General features: G+C 68.5%; 18 protein-coding genes. 13 read left to right on the top strand and 5 right to left on the bottom strand.

What is annotated here, in order from left to right; translation table 11 throughout:
- Nucleotides 1-15 precede the first annotated feature (15 nt).
- Together FKR81_RS09505 and FKR81_RS09500 are read right to left on the bottom strand one after the other, a co-directional pair.
- Nucleotides 16-1,905 carry a DUF2075 domain-containing protein gene (locus FKR81_RS09505; protein WP_235921413.1) on the bottom strand — a complete coding sequence of 630 codons (1,890 nt, stop codon included), beginning with the start codon at nt 1,903-1,905 and terminating at the stop codon, nt 16-18.
- A gap of 125 nt (nt 1,906-2,030) precedes the next feature.
- A complete protein-coding gene (locus FKR81_RS09500) occupies nt 2,031-3,884 on the bottom strand; it encodes a DUF2075 domain-containing protein (RefSeq protein ID WP_186762876.1) in 1,854 nt (617 codons plus the stop codon).
- A gap of 164 nt (nt 3,885-4,048) precedes the next feature.
- Between FKR81_RS09500 and FKR81_RS09495 the strand changes: the two genes are divergently transcribed.
- The 6 genes from FKR81_RS09495 (at nt 4,049) to FKR81_RS09465 (ending at nt 8,519) form a co-directional block, all read left to right on the top strand.
- Nucleotides 4,049-4,561, top strand: coding sequence for a YbaB/EbfC family nucleoid-associated protein (locus FKR81_RS09495; protein ID WP_146350601.1), 513 nt, complete (start codon nt 4,049-4,051; stop codon nt 4,559-4,561).
- A complete protein-coding gene (locus tag FKR81_RS09490; RefSeq protein ID WP_146350600.1) occupies nt 4,558-4,860 on the top strand; it encodes a hypothetical protein in 303 nt (100 codons plus the stop codon). The genes FKR81_RS09495 and FKR81_RS09490 overlap by 4 nt, the downstream gene beginning before the upstream one ends.
- Nucleotides 4,857-5,933 carry a WXG100-like domain-containing protein gene (locus FKR81_RS09485; RefSeq protein WP_146350599.1) on the top strand — a complete coding sequence of 359 codons (1,077 nt, stop codon included), beginning with the start codon at nt 4,857-4,859 and terminating at the stop codon, nt 5,931-5,933. The genes FKR81_RS09490 and FKR81_RS09485 overlap by 4 nt, the downstream gene beginning before the upstream one ends.
- A complete protein-coding gene (locus FKR81_RS09480; RefSeq protein ID WP_146350598.1) occupies nt 5,930-6,388 on the top strand; it encodes a DUF6346 domain-containing protein in 459 nt (152 codons plus the stop codon). The genes FKR81_RS09485 and FKR81_RS09480 overlap by 4 nt, the downstream gene beginning before the upstream one ends.
- A 178-nt stretch (nt 6,389-6,566) precedes the next feature.
- Nucleotides 6,567-7,994, top strand: a complete 1,428-nt coding sequence (locus tag FKR81_RS09475) for a DUF6218 family protein (RefSeq protein WP_235921412.1) — start codon at nt 6,567-6,569, stop codon at nt 7,992-7,994.
- A complete protein-coding gene (locus tag FKR81_RS09465) occupies nt 7,995-8,519 on the top strand; it encodes a DUF6998 domain-containing protein (protein WP_146350596.1) in 525 nt (174 codons plus the stop codon).
- Nucleotides 8,520-8,563: 44 nt separating this feature from the next.
- Here FKR81_RS09465 and FKR81_RS09460 read toward each other — a convergent pair whose 3' ends face one another.
- On the bottom strand, nt 8,564-9,601 hold the full coding sequence (locus tag FKR81_RS09460) for a hypothetical protein (protein ID WP_146350595.1): 1,038 nt from the start codon (nt 9,599-9,601) through the stop codon (nt 8,564-8,566).
- 4 nt (nt 9,602-9,605) lie between these two features.
- Nucleotides 9,606-12,533 (bottom strand): AAA domain-containing protein, encoded by a 2,928-nt coding sequence (locus FKR81_RS09455; RefSeq protein ID WP_235921435.1) that lies wholly within the window; start codon nt 12,531-12,533, stop codon nt 9,606-9,608.
- A gap of 227 nt (nt 12,534-12,760) precedes the next feature.
- On the opposite strand from FKR81_RS09455, the gene FKR81_RS09450 reads away from it, so the two are divergent.
- Entirely contained in the window at nt 12,761-13,222 is a 462-nt protein-coding gene (locus tag FKR81_RS09450) for a hypothetical protein (RefSeq protein WP_146350593.1), read from the top strand.
- Here the strand turns inward: FKR81_RS09450 and FKR81_RS09445 are convergent.
- Nucleotides 13,186-14,211 carry a hypothetical protein gene (locus tag FKR81_RS09445; protein WP_146350592.1) on the bottom strand — a complete coding sequence of 342 codons (1,026 nt, stop codon included), beginning with the start codon at nt 14,209-14,211 and terminating at the stop codon, nt 13,186-13,188. The genes FKR81_RS09450 and FKR81_RS09445 overlap by 37 nt on opposite strands.
- A gap of 91 nt (nt 14,212-14,302) precedes the next feature.
- Between FKR81_RS09445 and FKR81_RS09440 the strand changes: the two genes are divergently transcribed.
- The 6 genes from FKR81_RS09440 (at nt 14,303) to FKR81_RS09415 (ending at nt 21,619) form a co-directional block, all read left to right on the top strand.
- Nucleotides 14,303-15,241: a plasmid pRiA4b ORF-3 family protein gene (locus FKR81_RS09440; protein ID WP_186762875.1), complete on the top strand. Its 939-nt coding sequence runs from the start codon at nt 14,303-14,305 to the stop codon at nt 15,239-15,241.
- A 19-nt stretch (nt 15,242-15,260) separates the two neighbouring features.
- A complete protein-coding gene (locus FKR81_RS09435) occupies nt 15,261-15,899 on the top strand; it encodes a hypothetical protein (RefSeq protein ID WP_146350590.1) in 639 nt (212 codons plus the stop codon).
- Nucleotides 15,900-16,010: 111 nt separating this feature from the next.
- The gene (locus FKR81_RS09430; RefSeq protein ID WP_146350589.1) at nt 16,011-17,336 is read left to right on the top strand and encodes a purine-cytosine permease family protein; all 1,326 of its coding nucleotides are present in this window, start codon (nt 16,011-16,013) and stop codon (nt 17,334-17,336) included.
- 10 nt (nt 17,337-17,346) lie between these two features.
- Nucleotides 17,347-18,909: a hydantoinase/oxoprolinase family protein gene (locus tag FKR81_RS09425; protein WP_146350588.1), complete on the top strand. Its 1,563-nt coding sequence runs from the start codon at nt 17,347-17,349 to the stop codon at nt 18,907-18,909.
- 65 nt (nt 18,910-18,974) lie between these two features.
- Nucleotides 18,975-20,087 carry a DUF917 domain-containing protein gene (locus FKR81_RS09420; RefSeq protein WP_146350587.1) on the top strand — a complete coding sequence of 371 codons (1,113 nt, stop codon included), beginning with the start codon at nt 18,975-18,977 and terminating at the stop codon, nt 20,085-20,087.
- On the top strand, nt 20,084-21,619 hold the full coding sequence (locus FKR81_RS09415) for a helix-turn-helix domain-containing protein (protein WP_146350586.1): 1,536 nt from the start codon (nt 20,084-20,086) through the stop codon (nt 21,617-21,619). Before FKR81_RS09420 ends, FKR81_RS09415 begins: the two co-directional genes overlap by 4 nt.
- Nucleotides 21,620-21,692 lie beyond the last annotated feature (73 nt).

The following is a 21,692-nucleotide window of genomic DNA, read 5'->3' as shown; positions in this document are numbered from 1 at the left end:
TCGACGCAGCGAGCGCTACTGGGCCATTGTGCGGAGGTGGTCCTGGGTCTCCGGATCTTCGGAGTACACGCACACCCCGCGCATACCCCGAGTGAGCAGCACCTTGTAGGTGTTGCGGATCAGGCGGGCGAAGTGGAGCTCGTCGGCCTTCTTCACCGCGGGGTCGTGGGAGTGCTCGCGCCGGGCGACCCAGTGGTCACGGCGCCAGACGAAGTCGTTGCCGAAGATGACACCAGCCCAGTCGTACTCGAAGCCCTGGGCGGTGTAGATGCAGCCGACCTGGCCGAACCCGCGATCGTCGCTCGCCCAGAAGTGCGACGCCGGAGCGTCCGGCACCCGTTTCTCCGGCTTGGCGTTCCACGGTCGATGCCATTCGCCGATCCGCACATCCGGGACCAGCACCTTCGTGCCCTCCTCGGTGACCGGATCGCTCCACCGCCAGCAGTACCCGGCCGCGATGCGGGCGGTGCCGTCGTGCTTCGCCTGCTGCGAGAGCAACCACGACTCCATCTCCCGCGGCGACTCGGCACTCCGCACGACGAACTCGTCGTCAGTGCGGGTCACCAGCGCCGACCAAGTGGCCGGTTGCCTCCTCAGTCCGAGCAACCTGGCGACCCAGTCGTCGAAGAACTCCGAGCCGCCGCAGCGGAACTGCCCGCCGAGGTGCACGACCTCGACCTGGCAGCCCGCGGCCGTCGCCGCCTGGCTGATCTCGTCCAACGACCCCATCTCGCCTGGCCGCACGGTCTGGTTCTCGTCCAGCAGGAACACCGGCACGTCGGCGGCGTCGATCAGTTCCTCGATCTGCCTCCTCGCTCGCTCACGCACCTCGCGCTTCGTGTAGCGGTTGAGGCTGGTCTCCCTGATGCGGTGGGCTTCATCGCAGATCAGCACCTTGAGGTCGCGGTGCCCGGCGTCGATGAAGTTGTTGAAGTACTTGAACATCGTCTGCACACGGGGATTCCGCCTACCGGCGTGTTTGCGCATCGTGTTCGTGAACGAGCTGGAACCCGTTGCGTGAAAGACCGGATGTCCGCCACGCGCCAGGTCTCCGAGCAGGCTCAGCGCGATCACGCTCTTGCCTGAGCCCGGACCACCGAGCACGATCACCACTGTCTGCGTGCGCGCCACACGCGCTCGGTGCACGGCCTGTTTGACCAGGCTGTACGCGACCTGCTGCTCGTCCAGCAGAACGAACTGCTCTCGTTCCTGGATTTCCTTCGCCGCGGCGGACAGCAATGGCTTCGTCGGAGCGTGACGCATCGCCAGGAACTCGTCCGCGGCATTCCGCGACTCGTCCCGCTTCGACGGATCGGTGTCGAGGAGCGACCGCAGCCGGTCGACCAGTTGTCCCTTGGTGTCCAGCGTGAACAGCCGTCCGTAGTCGTCCATCGTGTACTGCGAGATGTTCCAGACACCGGCCTCGCGTGCGTTGTGCAGGTACGCGACCCCGTGCACCGATCCGGGCTGTTCAGCGAGCGACGGTGTCGAGTCCACCAGGTACTCGCAGTACCTGCGCACCTGCTCGACCGGGTGCAGCACCGGTTGGGCGTACTGGTCGACTCGCACGAGCCCGTCGCCGAACGACTCGGCCTTCGACCACTGCTTCAGCTCCACCAGCACGTACGTCGGGCGCCGGTGCTTCGGGTGAGTTCCGCACAGAACCACGTCCACGCGCTTCGGACTGTGCGGGAGTTTGTGCTCGAGCAGCACCTCGACGTGGCCGAGACCAGCATCGACGACGTCGTCGAGGAACGCGGGCAGACTGTTCTGCCAGGAGCGCACCTCGCCATCGCCCACACCTGCCTGGTACTGGATCCGCGCCTGTTCGGCGAGCAGGGTGTGCAGCTTGCCCGCGTTGGCGTCAACGAGCAGTGACCGGGCGCTTTGGCGGACGAGAGCCAATGGTGTTCCCCTACTTCGAGCATGCGGAATCCACATGCGGGTGGGGGCAGCGACGAGGTGCCGGATCCGGTCACGCTCGGTGTCCGTCGGGCCGCGTTCCCGAGGTTAGCCGATCTTCTGGCCGATCAACCGGCCATCGCCCGGAGGTGGCTCTGCGTCTCCGGGTCGACCGAGAACATGGTGACTCCGCGCATTCCCCTGGTCAGCAACACCCGGTACGCGTTGCGCACGAGTTCGGGGAACAACCGCGAATCTTCCTTGGCCTTGTAGTCGCGGGACTCGGCTGACTGAGCCACCCACTTGTCCGTGCGCCAGACCAGGTCCGACCCGAAGATCACACCCGCCCAGTCGTACTCGAAACCCTGCGCGGTGTAGACGCACCCGACCTGGCGCGCGCCTCTCGGGTCCGTGGCCCAGTAGGTCGACTCGGGACCGTCCGCCGCTGGCTTGCGGAGGTTCCACCACCGCTTCCAGTCGCCGATCACGATGTCTGGTGTTTCCGAACGGTGGTCGTACGGCCAGTCCCAGCAGAACCCGGCGGACATCCGGGCAGTTCCCGTGTCGCCCCGGTGGGATCCCAGCCATTTCTCCATGTCGCGCGGGTCATTGCCGACGTGCACCTCGAACCTGCCGCCGGAGTCCAGACTGGACCAGGTGACGGGTGGTTCCTCGACGATCCCGAGCAGGCAGTCGACCCACCGGTCGAACGCGTCGCTACCGCCGCAACGGAACTGACCGCGCAGGTTGATCACCTCGACCTCGCAGCCGAGCTCGCCGGCGATCCTGCTGATCTCGGCGACGGACCCGACCTCGTCCGCGCGCACGCGCTGGTTCTCGTCGAGGAGGAAGACTGGCACACGCGCCGCTGTGATCAGCTCCTTGATCTGGGGCTCGGCCTTGGCGTTGCTCCTCTTCGAGCCCGACGGGGTGCTCGACCGGCGCAGCCGATGTGCCTCGTCGCTGATGATGATGTCCACGCCGTGGTTCCGGTTGTCCCGGAAGTCGTTGTTGTACTTGAAGATGTGCCGGACCCCGGTGCGATCCGGGTCGAGGTGGCGCCGCAACGTCTCGGTGAACGACCTGGAGCCGGTTGCGTGGTACCCGCGCATGTCCAGCTCCTCGAGCTCGCTCAGCAGGCTCACCGCGATTGCGCTCTTGCCGGAACCGGGCCCGCCGACGACGATCACGACCGTCTTGCGGGTGCCTTCGTTCGCCGCCTTCAAAGCCTGTTCGATCCGCTTGTAGGCGACTCGCTGCTGGTCCACCAGCGGCAGCAGCTCGCGCTTGCGGAGAGCGTCGTGAGCGATCTCGATGAACTGCGCCGACGGCCTCGCCGGATACTTGAGGAACCGGTCTGCCGCTGCCGCGTTCTCGTCGTGCGTCCTGTTCCGATCGAGCAGCAGGTTCAACTGCTGGAGGAACGCGGGCAGGTCCTCGCCGGTGTAGATCCGGCCCCAGTGGTCGGCCGGGTGGTCCAGGAGCAGCCTCGCGTTCCGCCGGTCCGCGTTGTGCAGGTAGGCGAGACCGCTGACGAGCTTCTCGTCCTCGGCCACCAGCTGGATCGAGTGGCGCACGTAGCGGCAGTAGTCGCGCACCTGGTCCGCCGGGTGAGCCCTCAGCTCGTCACCGCTGTTCAGCCGGACGAGACCTGCCTCGACGGAGTGCAACTCGGTCCACTGCTTCAGTTCGATGAACACGTAGGACGGACGACGGGTTTCCGGGTTGTACCCGCACGCGATGGCGTCGACGCGCAGGGACGAGCGCGGCAGCGAGTGCTCCAGCAGCACTTCGGTGTCACCCAGCCCCGCCTCGTGCAAGGCCTCCAGCAAAGCCCTCAGGCTGTGCCGCCAGGAGCGGAACTCACGCGCGTTGACGGGCCTGAAGTGGGCGGCGCAGTACGCCTGCCCCACACGTGCCTGCAGCTTCTCCTGCCGTGACTCCTGCAGCAGAGTCGCCGCTCTGCCTCGTACGAGTGGCACCAGATCCCCCATGCTTGCCCAATGTGACCGCAGTCACTCGATCAGGTTATACCCAAACGAGTTGCTGAGGTTGGGTGTGCGCGTTGCGCGGCTTCTCCTGTGCGATGTGCAACGTTCCGCTACCGTCTGATGACGGTGGGTGAGAACGACCAGGGGGCAGACGGATGACCGATCCGGACCAGATCCTCAGCCAGTACGAGGGGAAGTTGGCTGAGGCGCAGCGCAAGAGCGAGGCGATCAAGGAGAGCTTGGCGAACCTGCGCGTCACCGAGCGCAGCGCGGACGGGCAGATCACCGTCACGGTCAACGACGCGGGCAACCTCGTCGACCTGAAGCTCGGCAGTGCGTTGCAGCGCAAGGACGGTGACGCCGTCGGGCAGGACGTGTTGCGCGTGGTGCAGGCCGCGCAGAGCCGCGTGGCCAGCGCCGTGCAGGAGGCCATGTCGCCGGTGCTGGGTGGTGACGACTCCGAGGCGATGCACTTCATGATGGACAAGCTGCGCAGCGCTCAGCCGCCGCCTCCGCCGCAGTACGTGCCGGGTGGCGGCGGGTACGGGGCCGGCCCGCAGTTCGGTGCGATCGAGGACGACGTGCCGCCTCCGCCTCCGCGTCCGCAGCGACCAGCGCGGCCGCAGGACGATGACGAGGACTTCGGCAACGGCGGGTTCCTGCGATGAACTATCGAATCGACCTGGTCGAGATGCAGGCCCACGCGATGAAGCTCAACAACGTGGACGAGCAGGTGAACAGGGCTCTGAGTGCCGGGCAGGCCGTCACCAACCTGGATGCGTTCGGCAAGCTCGGATTCCCGCTGGCGGCCATCTGCACCGCCGCGCAGAACACGGCGCTGGACACGATGCGCCAGGCCTCGGACGCCGCGGTGGATCACGTGAAGCGGTTCGACGAGTGGCGCCGGCACGTCGAGGAGCACGAGCAGGCGCAGTCGGACATCTTCGACGGGATGCACGACCAATGACCAACCCCGGGACGAACTACCTGGTCAACACGGGCGAGGAGACAGCGGCCACCGAGGGGGCGGGGATCTTCCACGACGCCACCGAGACGGTGAAGGGCTTCTCGGACGGCAACTGGGCCGAGGGCCTGATCAACGCTGGCGCGACGGTCGCCGGTGCCGCGGGCTTCCTCGCCGATCCGATGGCCGGCCTGCTCAGCGCGGGCTTCGGCTGGCTGATCGAGCACGTCGACTTCCTGCGTGAGCCGCTCGACTGGCTCGTCGGCGACCAGGAGGCCCTGGATGGCATGGCGAAGACCTGGGAGGCCGTGTCCGGCTACCTGAAGGAGACCGCCGACGATCTTCGGAACTGGGTCGAGAACGACAGTTCGGCGTGGTCGGGCAAGGACAGCGAGCAGTACCGGGCGTTCGGCGCCGACCGGGCCGACACCTACGCCGGTGTCGCCACCGCGGCCGGAGGTATCGCGGGCCTGGTCAGGACGTGCAAGATCGTCCTCAAGGTCGTCCGGGACATCGTTCGGGACATCATCGCCGAGGCGATCGGCAAGCTGATCGCGATCTGCCTGCGCTGGGCGCCTGCGGTCGCCGCGTTCGGCGCGGGCATCGCGGGCGCTGTCGCGGAGTGCGTGCCGACCGCGATCAAGTGGGCCAACAAGGCGCTGGAGTTCTGCCGCAAGCTGACCAAGGCGTTCAGCAACGCGAGCAGGTTGTTCAAGAAGCTCGACGACATCCTGGTCAACGCCAAGACCGCGCTGTCCAAGGGCGGCGACAACTTCGTCGATGTCCTCAAGAAGAGCATCGAGGCCGACAACGCCCGTCGCGTGGCCGACTTCTCCTGGAGCGGCATGGCGAAGGACGCGTTGGGCGAGGCGAAGAAGGTGGCCGTCGACGGCATCAAGAGCACGCCAGCCGACTTCCTGCCCAAGCTGGGCATCGAGGCGACCAAGGAGTCCACCAAGTTCCGGGACTGGGAGGACAAGGCCAAGGACGGGGGTGGCTGGCGGACGTGGCGGGACCTGCGGGCGGAGGAAGCGGAGAAGCAGGAGGAGAAGCGGAAGGAAGCACGCGGCGAATGAGGATCGTGCTGCACAGGTTCTTCGCTTTCCTGATCATCCCCGCTCTCGGGTACCTGATCGGTGCGACGATCTTCATCCACTTCTGGGACATCGCCGAGACCGACGACCTGAGCGAAGCGAGCCACGTCATCACGGCGCAGTCCTGCGTGCGGCACGGCCCGGTGGCCCTGCGCGGCTTCGGGTACTGGTACGACTGCCGGGCGACGGTCAAGAACAAGGTGAACGGCAACGTCGTGACCGCGACGGCGCGAGGATTTCTCAAGCCCGAGCTCATCGGCAAGGACGTGGCCGGCACCGGATTCAGACGCGGTGCGCTTGCACCGGAGCGCCCCTATCAGGGCCTCGGTGGGTTCCTGACACTGGTGTTCGCCTGCCTGTGGATATACGTGATGGCACGGGTGGCGAATCCGTTGCTGAAGAAGTACATCCCGGAACCCGGCGAACGAGCCGAGTAGGTGAAGCCGGAACCGCAGGACTAGGACGAACCCAGCCACGCTGAGCCAAACCGCGCGGATCGGCCCGTTCGGCGAACCGGCTGGCGCTAGGCCAAAAGGCTGACCGTCACTACTGTCCGTTAACGCCAGCCCGAGGTCGGAACGACAGGCTGCTCGAACGCCTTCTGCAGTCGCAACCATGCGAGGATTGATGGGCAACGGGTACGCGGTCGTCGACGTGGAAACCACCGGATTGGCACCTGGACTGCATCATCGCGTCGTGGAGGTAGCGGTGGTCCAGCTCGATCACCGCGGCCGGACGATCGCTGAATGGTGCACGCTCGTCAATCCGCGGCGAGATCTCGGACCACAACACATCCACGGCATCAGGGCAGCCGAGGTGCGCAACGCGCCCACGTTCGCCGACATCGCGGGTGATCTCGCCGAACGGCTGGCCGGACGCGTGATCGTCGCGCACAACCTCTCGTTCGACGCCCGGTTCCTCCAGGCGGAGTTCGCCCGAGCGGGCCTGGACGTGCCGCTCGGCGAGGCTCCTGGCCTGTGCACGATGCGCTTGGCGGACAGGTTCCTCCGCGCAGCTGCCCGTTCACTTGCCGCCTGCTGTGCCGCGGCGGGAATCCAGCACGCCGAAGCGCATTCCGCACTCCACGACGCACGGGCGGCCGCAGCGCTGCTGGCGCTCTACCTTTCCAGGGCCGGAAAGCCCGAACCGTGGGGTGACGTGATCGAGAAGGCCGACACCTGGGAGTGGCCGGCGATGTCCGCGGCGAGCAGCCGCACCTTGCAACGACAGCAGGCCTACCCTCAGGAAGAGCACTTCCTCGCGCGGCTGGTGGAACTCCTGCCGCGCGTGGTGCAGCCGCCACAGGCCGATGACTACCTCGACGTCCTGGACCGCGCGCTCCTGGACCGGCATCTCTCCTCGACCGAGCAGGAAGAGCTCGTCGACGTGGCCCGTGACCTCGGCCTGACCCTGCCCGACGTAATTTCCTTGCACCGCAGCTATCTCGTCACATTGGCTCGTGCGGCGTGGTCGGATGGTCTCGTCTCTGGCGCCGAGAGCGCTGACCTGAAACTGGTTGCCGCGTTGCTCGGGCTCGGAGGTGACGACATCGGTCTCGCACTCGAAGAAGGCAAGGGCGCGGCAGGGAATCTCTTCCGGCTCGAACGCGGTGATCTCGTCGTGTTCACCGGTCAGATGCGCGAGCCGCGTGAAGTGTGGGAGGACCGCGCGTTGTCCGCAGGGCTCGCGGTCAACGGGGCAGCGTCAGCAAGAAGACGAAGCTGCTTGTGGCCGCGGATGTGGACTCGTTGTCCGGCAAGGCGAAGAAGGCGCGGAGCTACGGAATTCCCGTCGTGGCGGAGTGCTCGTTCGCGCGGATGCTCGACGAGGTGGCACGCCTTGGCTGACCTGCTCCCCGCTCGTGCGGTCGAGGCACTCCAGCTCTGTCGGCTCGTGTCGTGGACGATCCGCCGCTGGCCGGAGACCACGACCGCGCTCGGCCACAGGGAGTTCCTGCGCATGGAGTTCGGCGAACCCACCGCTCTGCCTCCCGTCAGGGAACGTGTCGTCTCCGATGCGTACACGCACCGGGCAGGGGTGTGAATGGACGCCGTCGCACGGGTCGCCGAGCTGATCAGGCAGCGCAACCTGATCGACGCCGAGCTGGCCGCCTGCATCGGGCGTCCTGCCCTGGTGGGGCATCTCGGCGAGTGGATCGCGTCGCAAGTGTTCGGTGTGGAACTGGAGCATCACGCCACGGCGAAGGGGATCGACGGCAGGTTCGCCGACGGCCGGACCGTCAACGTCAAGTGGTACCTCGAACGCGAAGGCCTCATCGACCTGTGTCCCGTCGACGGTCCGGATCTCTACCTCGTGATGACGGGTCCGAAGGCACCTCCGGTCAGCTCACGTGGATCGACCCGTCCGATGACGGTGAACGCCGTCTACCTGTTCGACGGGGCGACTCTCGTGTCGGACCTGCTCAGTCGCGGCCGCAAGATCGGGGTCGCGTCCAGCGTGCGCACGGCGTTGTGGGACGAGGCGGAGATCTATCCGTGTCGCAGCAACAGGTTCGTGCTCACGTCCGAACAGCTGGAGTGGCTGGCGCTACTTGGCCATGGTGCGTAGGTAGTCCTGAGTTTCCGGGGCCCTGAGTAGGCGCACGCTGGGCCCTACCCGACTGAGTGCCACACAGGGCGCATGTACTGGCGGCGCTCCTCCGTTGCGGCTTCCCGAACGAAGATGCCTTCATCGGTGCGGAAAACGCAGTCGATGCCGAGGCGGTGGAGGTAGCTGATGCCGGCTTCGGCAGGTCGTCGTGGGAACAACGCGCTGAGCCGTGTCACCGGTTGCGGGCTGTGCGCGGAGTAGTCCAGCAGCTGGGCAGCTGCCTCACGGACCTTCTCGTGGGTGGCCAGGCTCTTCGCCTCCACGACTTCGACCTCGTCGTCGACGACGCGGAACAGGTCGGCGCGCATCCCGTTGTGCGTGCGGAAACTGGTGAACACCACGTCCGGATGGAAGCGTTGGTAGTGATCTACCAGCTGGCTCTCCACGCGCGCGTATTCGGCGTTGCGCTCAGCCACGTGCTGCGACACCACGTCGGTGTGGAAGCCCTCCACCGGCACGACGCGCGTACCGGTGTCGAGGGCTTGGCTGATCGCCGCGAGCTCGGCGCCGATCCGTGCTTCGGCCGTGCTGGTCACGATCTGCAGCTCGGTCAGGATCCGCGGAACCCGCTCGTCGACCACCAGTCGCTGGCCCGCGACATTGTCGTCCTCGTTGAATCCCAGGTTGTGCCACACTTCTCGGCGTGGTCGTTCGATCACCTGGATGTTCACGACGCTGTAGACGTTGACGAAGCTGCGCTCGTCCTCGTACTGGTCCCACATCAGGTCCGCGAGCTCCACGTTGCGGAAGAGGAAACCGATCTCGCCCGCCGCCTTGACCTGGCCGCCTCCGACGAACACCACGACGTCACCGGGACGCAGTTTGTCCATGTCGCTGTTGTGCGAGGCGAGCGCACCCCAGAAGTGCGCACTACCCGCCGGGTGGAAGATTCTCAACGCCGCCAGCTGCGATGGTTCCAGGAGGTCCCGGTACGAGGCCGACTCGAAGTTGATCGAGCCCTTGATCGTCTTGTGGTAGCGCTCGCGTGTCTTCGGGTTGCCATAGCACGGTGCCAGCAGGACGTAGGGTTGCGTCCGCACGATGTCAGCCCCACCTTTCGACCACGGTCTGGGTTGCCTTGTCCTTCGGCACCCACCACTGCTTCTTGCCGCCGTCCCACTGCCCGCCGGCGGCCTTGACCTCCTGACGATGCTCGTACTTGGCGCGCGGCAGGTAGACGCGATCCCCGGCACCGCCGTTCCACGCGGGACGGATCGGCCGGGCGTTCTCGAGGATCTTCAGCACGTCCTTGCACGCCTCCGCGCTGACGAAACGCATCATCAGTTCCGTGGACCGTTGGTGCTGCAGGATGTTGAGCGAGCCGTGCCACAGGACGTCGTCGACGACGAGCACCTTCTCGTGCATGTCCACGCGGTGGTGGACCTCGAGCCCGGTGCGCCGCATCTGTTCGACCAGCCGGGTTCCCTCGGGTGTGTTGGGTTCGCGGCAGTGCACGGCGACGGGCACACCGCGACGGCGAACGGCGGCGAGTCTGTTGGCCCAGAAGGTCGCGGTGTTGGCGCTGAGGAACGCCGAGTAGAGCTCGACGCGGCGTTGTGCGTTGTCCAGTTCCCACTCGACCGCGGCGCGGAACTCGTCGGCCGGGAAGAACGCCGGGCGTTCACGCTCGTCGTGGCTGAGCAGTGCGAGTTCGGCCGCTCCGCGGATGGGGACCAGCGACTCGACGGGCAGGCGGGTTCCGCGCCGCTCCACCTGGTCGAGCATGATCCGGAACTCGCTCAGCGGTGGCAGGGTTCGGTGCAGGTAGTCGAGGTTCGCGAGCACTACGACGTGGTGTTGCGCCCGGCTGATCGCGACGTTGGTGAGTCGGCAGGTGCTGGACTGGAAGCCGAGGCCCTTGAAGAACATGCCCAGGTTGCCGCCGACGCCCTCGACGGTGTCCACGACGACGATCGGTCGCTGGCTGCCCTGGAAGCGGTGAACGGTGTCCACGAGGTTGTCGTGAGAGCTGCCGAAGCGCTCCACGAAAACGCGTGACATCAACGACTTCTGGTCGCGGTACGGGGCGATGACCGCGAGTACGTCGCTCGGCGCGGCGCCATCGGCGCGGCGTGCGGGGAGCACTCCGTCGAACTGGAGCCTGCGGGTGAGCTCGCGGATGACGGCCGCGTGCACGGGGTTGCTCTTGCGGTGCCGGTTGCCCGGTGCGACCACAGGGGAGGTGTCGATGAGCACGAGTGGTGCGGGCAGGATCGGCGACACCAGCAGGTCGTTCGGCTTGCGGGAACCGGTGGTCAGCGGCGAGTCGGGGTAGGCGAACGCGTTGATGACACCGCAGATCTCCTCGTGCATGCGGTACTGGGTGCGCAACTGGACGAGTCTCGGGTCGTTGCGGGTGGTACCGCCGTCCGTGAGCAGGCCCGTGGCGCTGAAGACGTCCTGCTCGACGTGGCGCCGGGAGTGCGGCTGCAGCTCGTCCAACTCGCTGGGGAGCACCGGGCCGAGCTGTCGGAAATCTCCCACCGCGACGAAGCGCTCGTGTGCCGCGGCCGCGAGCGAGTACGCCGCCGGGAGCACGACCATGCCCGCCTCGTCGAGGATCACCGCGCCCGGCGGCTTGGGCAAGCGGCCCAGCTTCAGCACGGCCATCGTCACCGTCGTCGCGTACACCCGGCACACGTCGTCAATCTGCTGTTCGAGCAGGCTCCGTTGCTCCTGGATCCGGGTCAGGTTGCCCTGTACGACCTCGGCCTCCGACTCGAGCTGCGCCAGCGAGCCCGTCAACGGGGGCAGCGCGGTCCTCTTCTGACCTGCGGCGACGCACACAGCGTTCCGACGGTCGAGCTCAGCCTTGGCCGCCGGGTAGTGGTTGGTGAGCCGGGTGATCTCGTTGGTGAGACCCCACAGCTCCTGTTCGAGTCTGGAGATCTTCCCCTTGGCCACGAGGTTCAGCCGGGACGACGTGCGGGCGGCGTGCAGCAGCTCGCCGGTCTGCTGGTGCGTCAGGTGCAGCGAGTTCAGCTCGGCGGCGAGGCGCTCGACCGCTGTCGCCTGCGTGCTCGCATCCTGCTGCGCGCGCCTCAGCTCGGCGTCGACCTCCGCTGCGGCGCGGTGCAACGGGATCAGCTCGACGATGTCCCGCTGGCGTTCGCGGAGCTTCTGGAACTCCGCGTCGAGCGGGCCCGCCAGGCGGGCCACGGTCTGGTCGCGGTCGATCGAGGCGCCGAACCGGTCGCGCAGGCCGTCGACCTCGATCTTGCCGATCCGGCGCACGAGTCCCCTGCGGAACTCGGGGTGGTTCTCCAGCCGCGCGCAGATCCGCTCCAGCGCCTGGTCGACGGCGACGTTCGTGGGCGCCAGGAACAGGACGGTCTCACCCCGGCGGCAGAGCCCTTCGACGATTCCGGCGACCACGTCGGTCTTGCCGGTGCCGGGCGGTCCCCACACTGCGGTGAAGTCGCTCGCCAGCGCCTGTTCCACCGCTCGGCGCTGGTCCGGGTTGTAGTTGTCGAACGCGCTGACGTGGTCGCGGGCCCGCTGGTCGGCGCGCACCGCCGTCCCGCGGCCGGTGAAGTTCTCGAGGATCTTGCGACTTGCGGGCTCCTGGTCGAGCACGTCGAGGTACTTGCGGAACTGGTCCGTCGCGTCCTCGCGCCACTCCAGCTGAGCCGGAACCGGTTCCAAAGAGTCGTCCGTTCGCAGGATCACCGAGCTGGTGTCCCACTCGACGGACACGGGAATCCACGAGACCTTCGAGCCGCGGGGACGGACGAGCAGCGACTGCTTCTGGTCAGCGCCTGCTGGCTTGGACTTGAAGCGGTACCGGTAGCAGGTGACGCCGTTGACGTCGATGTCCTTGCCGCCGAAGAAGGAGCCCTCCGCCTTGGTGCGCGACCGGGGTGACGTGATCGCGGTGATCAACGTCGTCAACGCGGTGCGCATCTCGGCGACCATCTTGTTCGGCTGAGCCAACGTCGAGGCCTCCGATCGGACGAGCTTGATCCTCCACACAAGCAATGCGCGACCGGATCGCGGAACCCTTTCGCTGATTTGCCCTCAAACGGAGTAGTGGCGAGACGCATCGTGCGCCAGGCCCATTGGTGGCATACTCCGGGGTGGCGGGAAGAGGAAACCACTCTTCGTCGACCCTTCGGGGCCTGACCTACTCGGGACGTTTAGCGCCCATCGTGGCCTTCTTCCCGCCCCTTCGCGTCGCTGCTCAGGTAGGTTCGCCGACCGTGGTCGTCGATGTGCTCGGCTGGTCAGGGATCGTGGTGCCGGGGTTCAAGGTCCTCGGTGTCGAGGTGGACGCCGTCGTCGAGATCGACCACGAAGCACACCAGAAGCGCACCGGACCGGTTCTCGACCACGACGTCCTCGCGATGTGGGAGTGGCCGGAGAGCGACCAGCCCAGCGTGGTCAGGTTGGCTGGTGTGCTCAGCAGGCACGAGAAGTGGCGCAGCGGACTCAGGGCCGTTGGGCGCCTCGGGGGCTTCTGCGCGGGCGCCATCGTTGGCGAGGACGACGAGACGTGCCGGCTCGAGTGCGCCTACTACGGGGTCAGCATCCTCGACAGCAACGGCGGCCTGATCCAACAGGGACGCGAGGGAAGAGCACCAAGGGCGAAAAGACGCACACTCGACCGGTGGGTTGAGGAGCTGGCTTACGAGCGGCTGCTCACCGACGGCGTGCTCGCGTAACGCCACGCGTTCAGGAACGCGGGGGTGCGCCAATCGGGCAGTTCGGTCCGGATCTCGTAGTGCAGGGCAAGAGCCGCGTTGCAGCGTTCGAACCACGCGAGCGGCCGCGCGGGTGCGTCGACGGTGAACAGGTCGTCGCGCAGCAAGCGCAGGTGTTCCAGGGAATGTCGGAACGCGGGAACGTTCGAACCCTGGGTTGCCAGCCAGTCCAGCGGACGGCCGTTGCACGTGGTGCACGTGCACTCCCACAGGTGGGAGAGGTCGGGAGTCAGCTGGACGGCAGAAGCCAGCTTGTCGACCGACACGTAGGACAGCAGGTGCGGTGAGAACGCGGCGACGCGGGCCGCGCGGAAACCGCCACCGGTGACCACGGGGTAGATGTGGCGCAAGGAAGTCGACGTGCCTACGGCGGCGGCGACCGCCCCGGAGCACAGGGCTCCCAACGCGGAGACGTCGGAGCGCAACAGCACGACCGGAACGTCGAGTGCCAGGAGTTCGAGCAGGCCGGACACCACGGCGCGCACGCCGAGGGGATCGGCCACGTGCTCGATGGCCACGGCGACGGGCACCTCGGCGAACGCGACCGATGACAGCAGGATCTCGCGGTCCGACGGCATGCGAAGCCAATCGGCGTGCAGGGGAAGCAAAGCGATCGCGCCGGGGCCCAGGCGCATGGTGCGGTGCAGGATCGAGTTCAGGCCGCGGATGTCCAGTTTGTCCACGTAGCCGGAGTCGGTGAGGGCGTAGCCGCGGGAGAGCTGCCAGGAGAGCCAGCGGTTGTCGAACGGGGCGCGTGCGGGCTTGCGGCGGGTGCCGGCGTAGGCCGCCGCGTCGCACAAGACGGGACGAGTGAAACCCGACGCGCGGAGTTCCAGGGACGAGGCGACGGCGCGTGGGCCCGTGAGTACCAGGCCGTCCGCCAGCGGGGCAGCGGCGGCGGCCTCGGGAACCGTGCACTGGACCAGCAGTGCGCCGTCCAAGTCCCACACGCAACCCAGGTTAGCTGCGAAAAGACCTCCCCGGTGGCCCGCTGCACACACCTGCGGTTTGATGTCCGCCGTGCGTGCCCAGGACTGCGCTGTGTTCGTCCGCCTCCGGATGCTCGCCGGGTGGATCGGGACGGGGAGACGGGTCACCGCACGCGCGGTTCTCCGGCCGGTCGACGTGCCGCAGGCCGCGTACGCGCTGGGCATCGGGGTGCCGCAGCGCATCCGGTCCGCCGCCGAGCTGCCCGAGCTCCACGCGCCGTGGACGGCCGCGCTCGCGTTGGGGATCGTCCGGATCCACGACGGCACGGCGATACTCGGCCGTGAGCGGGCACTGGACACAGAGGACTGGTTGACCTCGCTCGCCGCGGTGACAGGCGCCTACTTCGACGACGAGGAAGGCGAAGAAGCCGTCGAAGCGACGCGGGGAACACTCGGAAAACTCCTCGAAGGCGCGCCGGCGTGCCGGTTCGACCCGGCTCTGCTGGACCTGCTCGCGGACTTCGGAGTGGTCGACGAGCGCGGCAAGCCCACCGATCTCGCGCGAACAGCGGTAGATCGGTTACAGCCGCACCCGGCGGTCGATCTCGTTCCAGCGCAACGGATCTGCCGGCTGCGCGTCACGCTCAGGTACGTGCGGCCGAGCTGCTGGCGCAGAATCCTCGTTCCCGCAACGTTCACGCTCGGGTACGTGCACCAGATCGTCCAGGTCGCGATGTCGTGGGACGCGGCGAGTCCGCACCTGTTCACGGTGGGGCGCAGGCAGTTCGACGCGACCGTCCACGACGAGCTGTCCATCGGTGAGGCGTTCACGGTGGCCCGCCGCACGATCGTCTACGACTTCGGCCCCGAGTACCGGCACGAGATCACCCTCGAGGGCACCGAGGAGACGCTCCCCGACCGGCGGTACCCGCTCTGCGTCGCGAGTGCGGCGCCGTGCGATCTCGACGAGGTCAACCGCGAGCTGGCGTGGCTGACACGGGAGCCTGAATCGGAGATCGATCACGGCGTGGCGTTGCGCCGATCGGGCTAACGCGTGCCAGCCTCGCCGCGTGCGCACGCGGCTGACCAAGCTCCAACAGGCGGTGGTGGACACGGGTCGTCCACTGCCGCAGCTGCGGGACCCGCTCGAGGTCGAGATGACGCTCAGCGCGTGCCTGGGCAAGATCGCGAACAACGAGGAGCTGTGGGACGCCGTCGTCCGGCACCTCGCGGACGTGCCGAGCAGGCGTAGCCAGGCGTTGCTCAGGGCGCTGGAGGGGCTCCTGCCAGGCAGGCCGAGCGAGTGGGCCGCCAGCGCGGCGAACCAGAAGCAGGCCGACGAGCCGCCGTGGAACCTCAAGGGCCTGACCTTCGGCGAGTGCTGGATCGGGGACCGGTCCGTCGACGCGGGCTACCTGACCCTGCTCACGAGCTACGCCTACGACGAGCCGCACGCGATGGTCTTCATGATCGACGAGATCAGCGGCAGCATCGTCCGGCACGCCTTCCTCACCCGCGACGTCGAGGACGCGGTGGTCAGGATGGCCGAGCAGGTGCGCCTGGAGTCGATCACTCCTGAGGCCGCGCACTGGCTGCTGAGCAGGAGTTATGACCGCTTCGAGCGGCGTCCGGGCCTCGGGGTCAGCGTCGACGTCCACTACACGAGGCTGGTCGCGCGACGGCGAATCGGATTGGCACTCAGTACATAGGGTGTGCGTTTCGCTACGTTCGTATTCGTCCGACTGTGCACATTGGCTGTAGCTCGATCGTGTTTGTTTGGTTACCGTCCGATACGTCGATCACAGGGCGGAGGGACGATCATGGCCTCTCTTCTCGGGCATGACGACCAGGCCCTGACGCGTGTCCCTGACCAGGCGCGCTATCCGTGGGTGTCGGTGGCGACCCAGCGCTTCGGGCAGACCTCCGCGCTGAGCCAGTTGCTGCTGGGCGCGACACTCGGGTTCGGCATGACGTTCTGGGACGCCTTCCTCGCGCTCACGCTCGGCGCGGTCCTGCTGGACGTCGTCGCGATCGCGGTCGGCGTGATCGGTCAACGCGAAGGTCTCGCGACCGCGATCCTGGCGCGCTGGACGGGGTTCGGGCACGCGGGCAGCGCGATGCTCGGCCTGATCGTCGCGCTGAGCACCACCGGCTGGTTCGGCATCCAGACCGGGCTCGCCGGCGCCACGCTGGCCGCCGTCACGGGCATCGCGCCCGCCGCTGTCTGGTCGATCTTCTTCGGCGCGCTCGTCACGGTCATCGCCGCGTACGGGTTCCGCTGGATGGCGTGGACGGCCTACCTCACCGTGCCGCTGTTCCTGATCATGGTCGGCTGGGTCGTCCTCAAGATCATCCTCCAGCACGACCTGAGCACGCTGCTCACCGGTCCGCCGCCCGGACCGAAGATCACCATGCTCGCCGCGATCACCCTCGTGACGGGCTCGTTCATCGTGGGTGCCTCGATCGCGCCGGACATGACCCGGTTCAACCGGTCGCCGTGGGACGTCGTGAAGCAGACCGTGCTCGGCATCACGCTCGGCGAGTGGTTCATCGGCTGCGCGGGCGTCCTGCTCGCGCACGCGCTGCGCAGCAACGACGTCGTCGCGGTCGTCACCAGCCAGGCGGGCTGGATCGGCGCGCTGGTCGTCGTCACCGCCGTGCTGAAGATCAACGACTGGAACCTCTACTCGGCCTCGCTCGGCCTGGTGAACTTCTGCGACGCCGTGTTCGACGTCCGGGTGAGCCGCGCCCAGGTCTCGATCATGATCGGCGTCGCGGGCTCGTTCCTCGGCGCGGTCGGGATCCTGTCCCAGTTCACCGACTACCTGGCCATGCTCGGCGTCGTGTTCCCCGCCGTGCCGGGCATCATGATCGCCGAGTATTACGTGGTCCGCAGGTGGCGCAAGGAGATTACCGCGACCCGCCCGCACGTGCCGAGGTCGGCGCCGACGTGGGTGCCCGCGACGGTCGTCATCTGGCCCGCCGCGGCGATCGTCGGCGAGATGCTGCCGTTCGGGCAGTCGAGTCTCAACGCGCTGGTGCTCGCGTTCGTTCTGTACGTTTCCGCTGGAAGGCTCGACCTGCTCCGCATGCGCTGCCGGAGGGCGACGAACCGCAAGGTGACCGGCGAGGCACAGGCCGCCTGAGAGGTTGGACATGCGCATCGGCATCGACGTCGGCGGCACGAACACCGACGCCGTGCTCGTCGACGGCCGGAAGGTGCTCGCCGAGACCAAGACCGAGACCACGCTCGACGTCACGACCGGCATCGTGCGGGCGGTGTGCGGGCTGCTCGAGGCGTACCCGTTCCACCCGTCCGACGTGCGCGCCGTCATGATCGGCACGACGCACTTCGTCAACGCGATCATCGAGGGACGCGGCCTCGCGCCGACCGCGGCCGTCCGGCTCGGGCTGCCCGCCACCAGGGCACTTCCACCGTTCGTCGACTGGCCGCAACGGCTGCGCGACCTGATCGGCGGGCACGCCTACCTGTGCCACGGCGGCCACGAGTACGACGGCCGGGTGATCTCGCCGCTCAACGAGGACGAACTGCGCGGCGTCGCGACGGACATCGCCGGGAAGGGCGTGCGCAGCGTGGCCATCTCCTCGGTGTTCTCGCTCGTGAACGGTGACGCCGAGCGCCAGGCCGCCGAGATCCTCACCGCCGAGGTACCGGGCCTGATGGTCAGCTTCTCCCACGAGATCGGCCGGATCGGCCTGCTCGAGCGGGAGAACGCCACGATCATCAACGCCGCGCTGCGCGAGCTGGCCGAGCAGATCGCGAACGGCCTGGTCGCGTCGCTGACCACGCAGGGCATCACCGCGCCGCTGTACCTGAGCCAGAACGACGGCACGCTGATGGACCTCGAGTACGCGCGCTGCTACCCGGTCGCCACGTTCGCGTCGGGGCCGACGAACTCCATGCGCGGCGGTGCGTTCCTGTCCGGGCTCGGCGAGTGCGCGGTGGTCGACGTCGGCGGCACGACGACCGACATCGGCGTGCTGCACAACGGTTTCCCGCGCGAGTCACCGTCCGAGGTCTCGATCAGCGGGGTGCGCACCAACTTCCGGATGCCGGACGTGCTGTCCGTCGCGCTCGGCGGCGGCAGCGTCATCGGCGATACCGGCGCGATCGGCCCCGCCAGCGTCGGGCACCTGTTGAGCCGCAAGGCACTGGTGTTCGGCGGCGACACGCTCACCGCGACCGACGTCGCGGTGGCGGCCGGGCTCGCCGACGTCGGCGACCCGAGCCTGGTGCGCCACCTCGACCGCTCGTTCACGTCGACCGTGCTGAAGCAGGTCGCGGACCGGATCGCGGGCATCATCGACCGGGTGCGCACCAGCCCGGCTCCGCTGCCCGTCGTGCTCGTCGGCGGCGGCAGCATCCTGCTGCGCGACGAGATCGACGGCGTCGCGAGCGTCGTGCGGCCCGAGCACCACCGGGTCGCCAACGCGATCGGCGCGGCGATCGCGCAGGTCGGCGGCGAGGTCGACCGCGTCTTCACCATGGACGCCCAGCGGCGCGAGGAAACGCTCGACTCGGCGCGGCAGGAAGCGGTCGACAAGGCCGTCGCGGCCGGCGCCCGCGCGGACACCGTGCGGGTCGTCGAGGTGGAGGAGATCCCGCTCGCGTACCTGCCGGGCAACGCGAGCCGCATCCGTGCGCGCGCCGTCGGTGACCTCGTGTTCGAAGACGTCGCACGGCGTGCGCGCGCCTGACAGCTCAGTGTTCTGACAGGAATCTGCAGGTGCCCTCAGGGTGTTCGCCGCATTACTGTCTGCGCATGCGCCTGCTCACCCACTCCGACGTCGACCGGCTGGCGTTCGGCGTGATCATGCTGGGCAGCGGCGGTGGTGGCGGCGAGGAGGACGTCCACGCCGTCACGACCATGCTCCGCCAGGCGATGCGCACCGGTGGCCCGGTCCGGGTGCTGGACGCGGGCGAGGCCGACCCGGAGGCGCTGGGGGTGCGCGTCGGGCTGATCGGCGCGCCGACCGTGATGATCGAGAAGCTGCCGTCCGGTGACGAGGCCGCCGAGGCGTTGCGCGCCGTGCAGTCACCCGGCGACGTGCCGGTGAGCGCGGTGATCGGCTGGGAGATCGGTGGCTGCAACGGGCTGTTCCCGCTCGTGCTCGCCGCGCAGCTCGGCCTGCCGTACGTGGACGTCGACGGCATGGGCCGGGCGTTCCCGCGCATCGACCAGACGACCTACGACGCGGCGGGCCTGCCGACGACGCCGCTCGCGATCACCGAGCCGAGCGGCAACCGAGCGCTGCTCGACTCCACCGGCATCGAGAAGCTCGCGCGGACCGTCATGGTCGACTTCGGTGGCTGGGCGATGATGGTCGCCAAGCCGCTCCGGCTGGGTGACGCGGTGAAGGTGGGCGTCACCGGAAGCCTCGCGCGGGCGCTGGAACTGGGCACGGTCTGGGCGCCGCCGCCGTCGGACCGGCACTGGGCGTCGAGTCAGGAGGAACCGGCGCCGCCGCAGGTGGTGCGCACGCCGGAGGAACGCGCCGCGGCGTCGGGCGGTTTCGTCGTGACGCGCGGCAAGGTGATCGAGGTGTGGCGCGAGTCGACCGGCGGGTTCCCGCGCGGCACCGTGGCCGTGCAGCGGCTGGACGCCGACGACTCGTACGTGCGGCTGGAGATGCAGGGTGAGTACCTGGTCGCGCTCGCGGACGGCGAGCCGCTGGTGACCACACCGGACCTGATCTGCTGCCTGGACGCGGAGACCGGGCGCGCGATCGCCGCCGAGCGGCTGAGCTACGGCACCGTGATCGACGTCGTCGCGTTCCCCGCGCCGTCGCAGTGGGTGCGGCCGCGGATGCTCGGCCGCGTCGACCCGCGCGCGTTCGGCTACGACCTCGACTACGTGCCGTTCGGGCTGTCGTGATCTCGGACGGCGACTCGCTGACGGTCCGCGACCTGCTCGGGGTCGGGGCGCTGGACGGGCAGGTGCTCGCGGGCGCCCGCGGGCTGGACACCGAGGTGCTGGACGTCCGGCTGGCCGCGGACATCGGCGCCGTCGAGGCGTGCGCCGCGGGTGATCTGGTGATCCTCACCGGGCACGCGCCCTACCTCGTCGAGGTCGCGCTGCGCCGGGCGTACAGCGCGGACGTGCGCGCGGTCGTGCTCGTGCGGCCGACTTCCGGTTCGTACCAACCACCTTCGGCCGCGACGCTGTCGTTCGCGAACCGGCTGGGCGTGCCGCTGGTGCAGACGCAGGCGGCCGACCCGCTGCTCGTCGCGGACGGGCTGCGCACGGCCGTGCGGCGGCCGGACGTCTCGGCGGCGCGGCTGCTGAACGCGGTGACCGCGCGCATGCGCCGGGGCAAGGCCGATCCGCGGACCGTGCTGCCGATACTCGACGAGGAGCTCGGCGTCGTCACGGCACTCGTGAGCGCGGACGGCACCGCGATCGAGGGCACCACGCCGCTCGGGCTGCCGGAGTCCGTGCTCGCCTCCAGCGTCCCGGCCGTCGTGGAGGTCGCGGACGGCACCGCGGTCGCCGTCCCGGTGGAGAGCGACCGGACCGGGCACGTGCGGCTGTGGCTGGTGTCGCACCTGCGGTCCGGCGGCAAGCGCTGGGTCGACACGGTCATGCAGATCAGCCAGGTCGCGTCGTGGGCGCTCGGCAAGTGGGTCGCCGAGGAACGGCTCGACGTCGAACGCCGGGCGCGTTCACGGGGGTCGCTGCTCGCCGAGCTGCTGGCGTGCGGCGACGACGTGCCGCCGCAGCTGGTGCAGCAGGCCGTGCTCGCGGGCTGGCGGCTCGACGGCTGGCACACCGGTGTCTACGCGGTGCCGCAGACACCGGACCACCGCATGGCGCTGGACCCCTCGCGCACCGAACGCCTGCGCGCCAGCCTCGCGCGGCGCGGCCTGCACGGCCAGGTCGTCGAGGGTGCGGAGGGCTGGTCGTTCTGGCTCACCAACGACGCCGAGCCGCCGCAGTCGCAGCACCGCGAGATCACCATGCGGCTCCAGCAGGCCGTGGCCTCGTGCGCGCTCGTCGCCGGCGTCGGCAGGCCGCACCCCGGTGCGCGCGGGATCGCCAGATCACTCGGCGAGGCGAGAGAAGCGGCCGCGATGGCAGGCCCGTCGAAGGTCGTGCACATCGACGAGCTCGGCGTGCGGCGGCTGCTGTCGATGGCCGCCGAGACGCCCGCGCTGGTCGACCAGGCGACCCGGCTGCTGGACCCGCTGACCGGTGTCGAGGACGGGCAGCTGCTCCGGACGCTGGCCGTGTACCTCGACGAGGAGTCCGTGACGTCGGCCGCCGCCGCGCGGCTCGGGGTGCACCGCAACACCGTGTCGCAGCGGATCAGCCGGGCCGAGCAGCTGCTCGGGGTCTCGTTGCTCAACCCCGACGAGCGGCTGGCCGTGCACCTCGCGTGCCGGGCCGCGCGGGCGACGGAGGAGTAGCCGGGCGGCCGTCCAGATTTCGTCCAACTCAGATCCAGACGGGGTCACCAGCATTCCCTTCGACAACAAGAAG

The sequence above is a fragment of the Lentzea tibetensis genome, assembly GCF_007845675.1.
GTDB lineage: Bacteria > Actinomycetota > Actinomycetes > Mycobacteriales > Pseudonocardiaceae > Lentzea > Lentzea tibetensis.
Note: the sequence above shows the minus strand (reverse complement) of the source record. Positions and strands in the feature narration are given on the sequence as shown.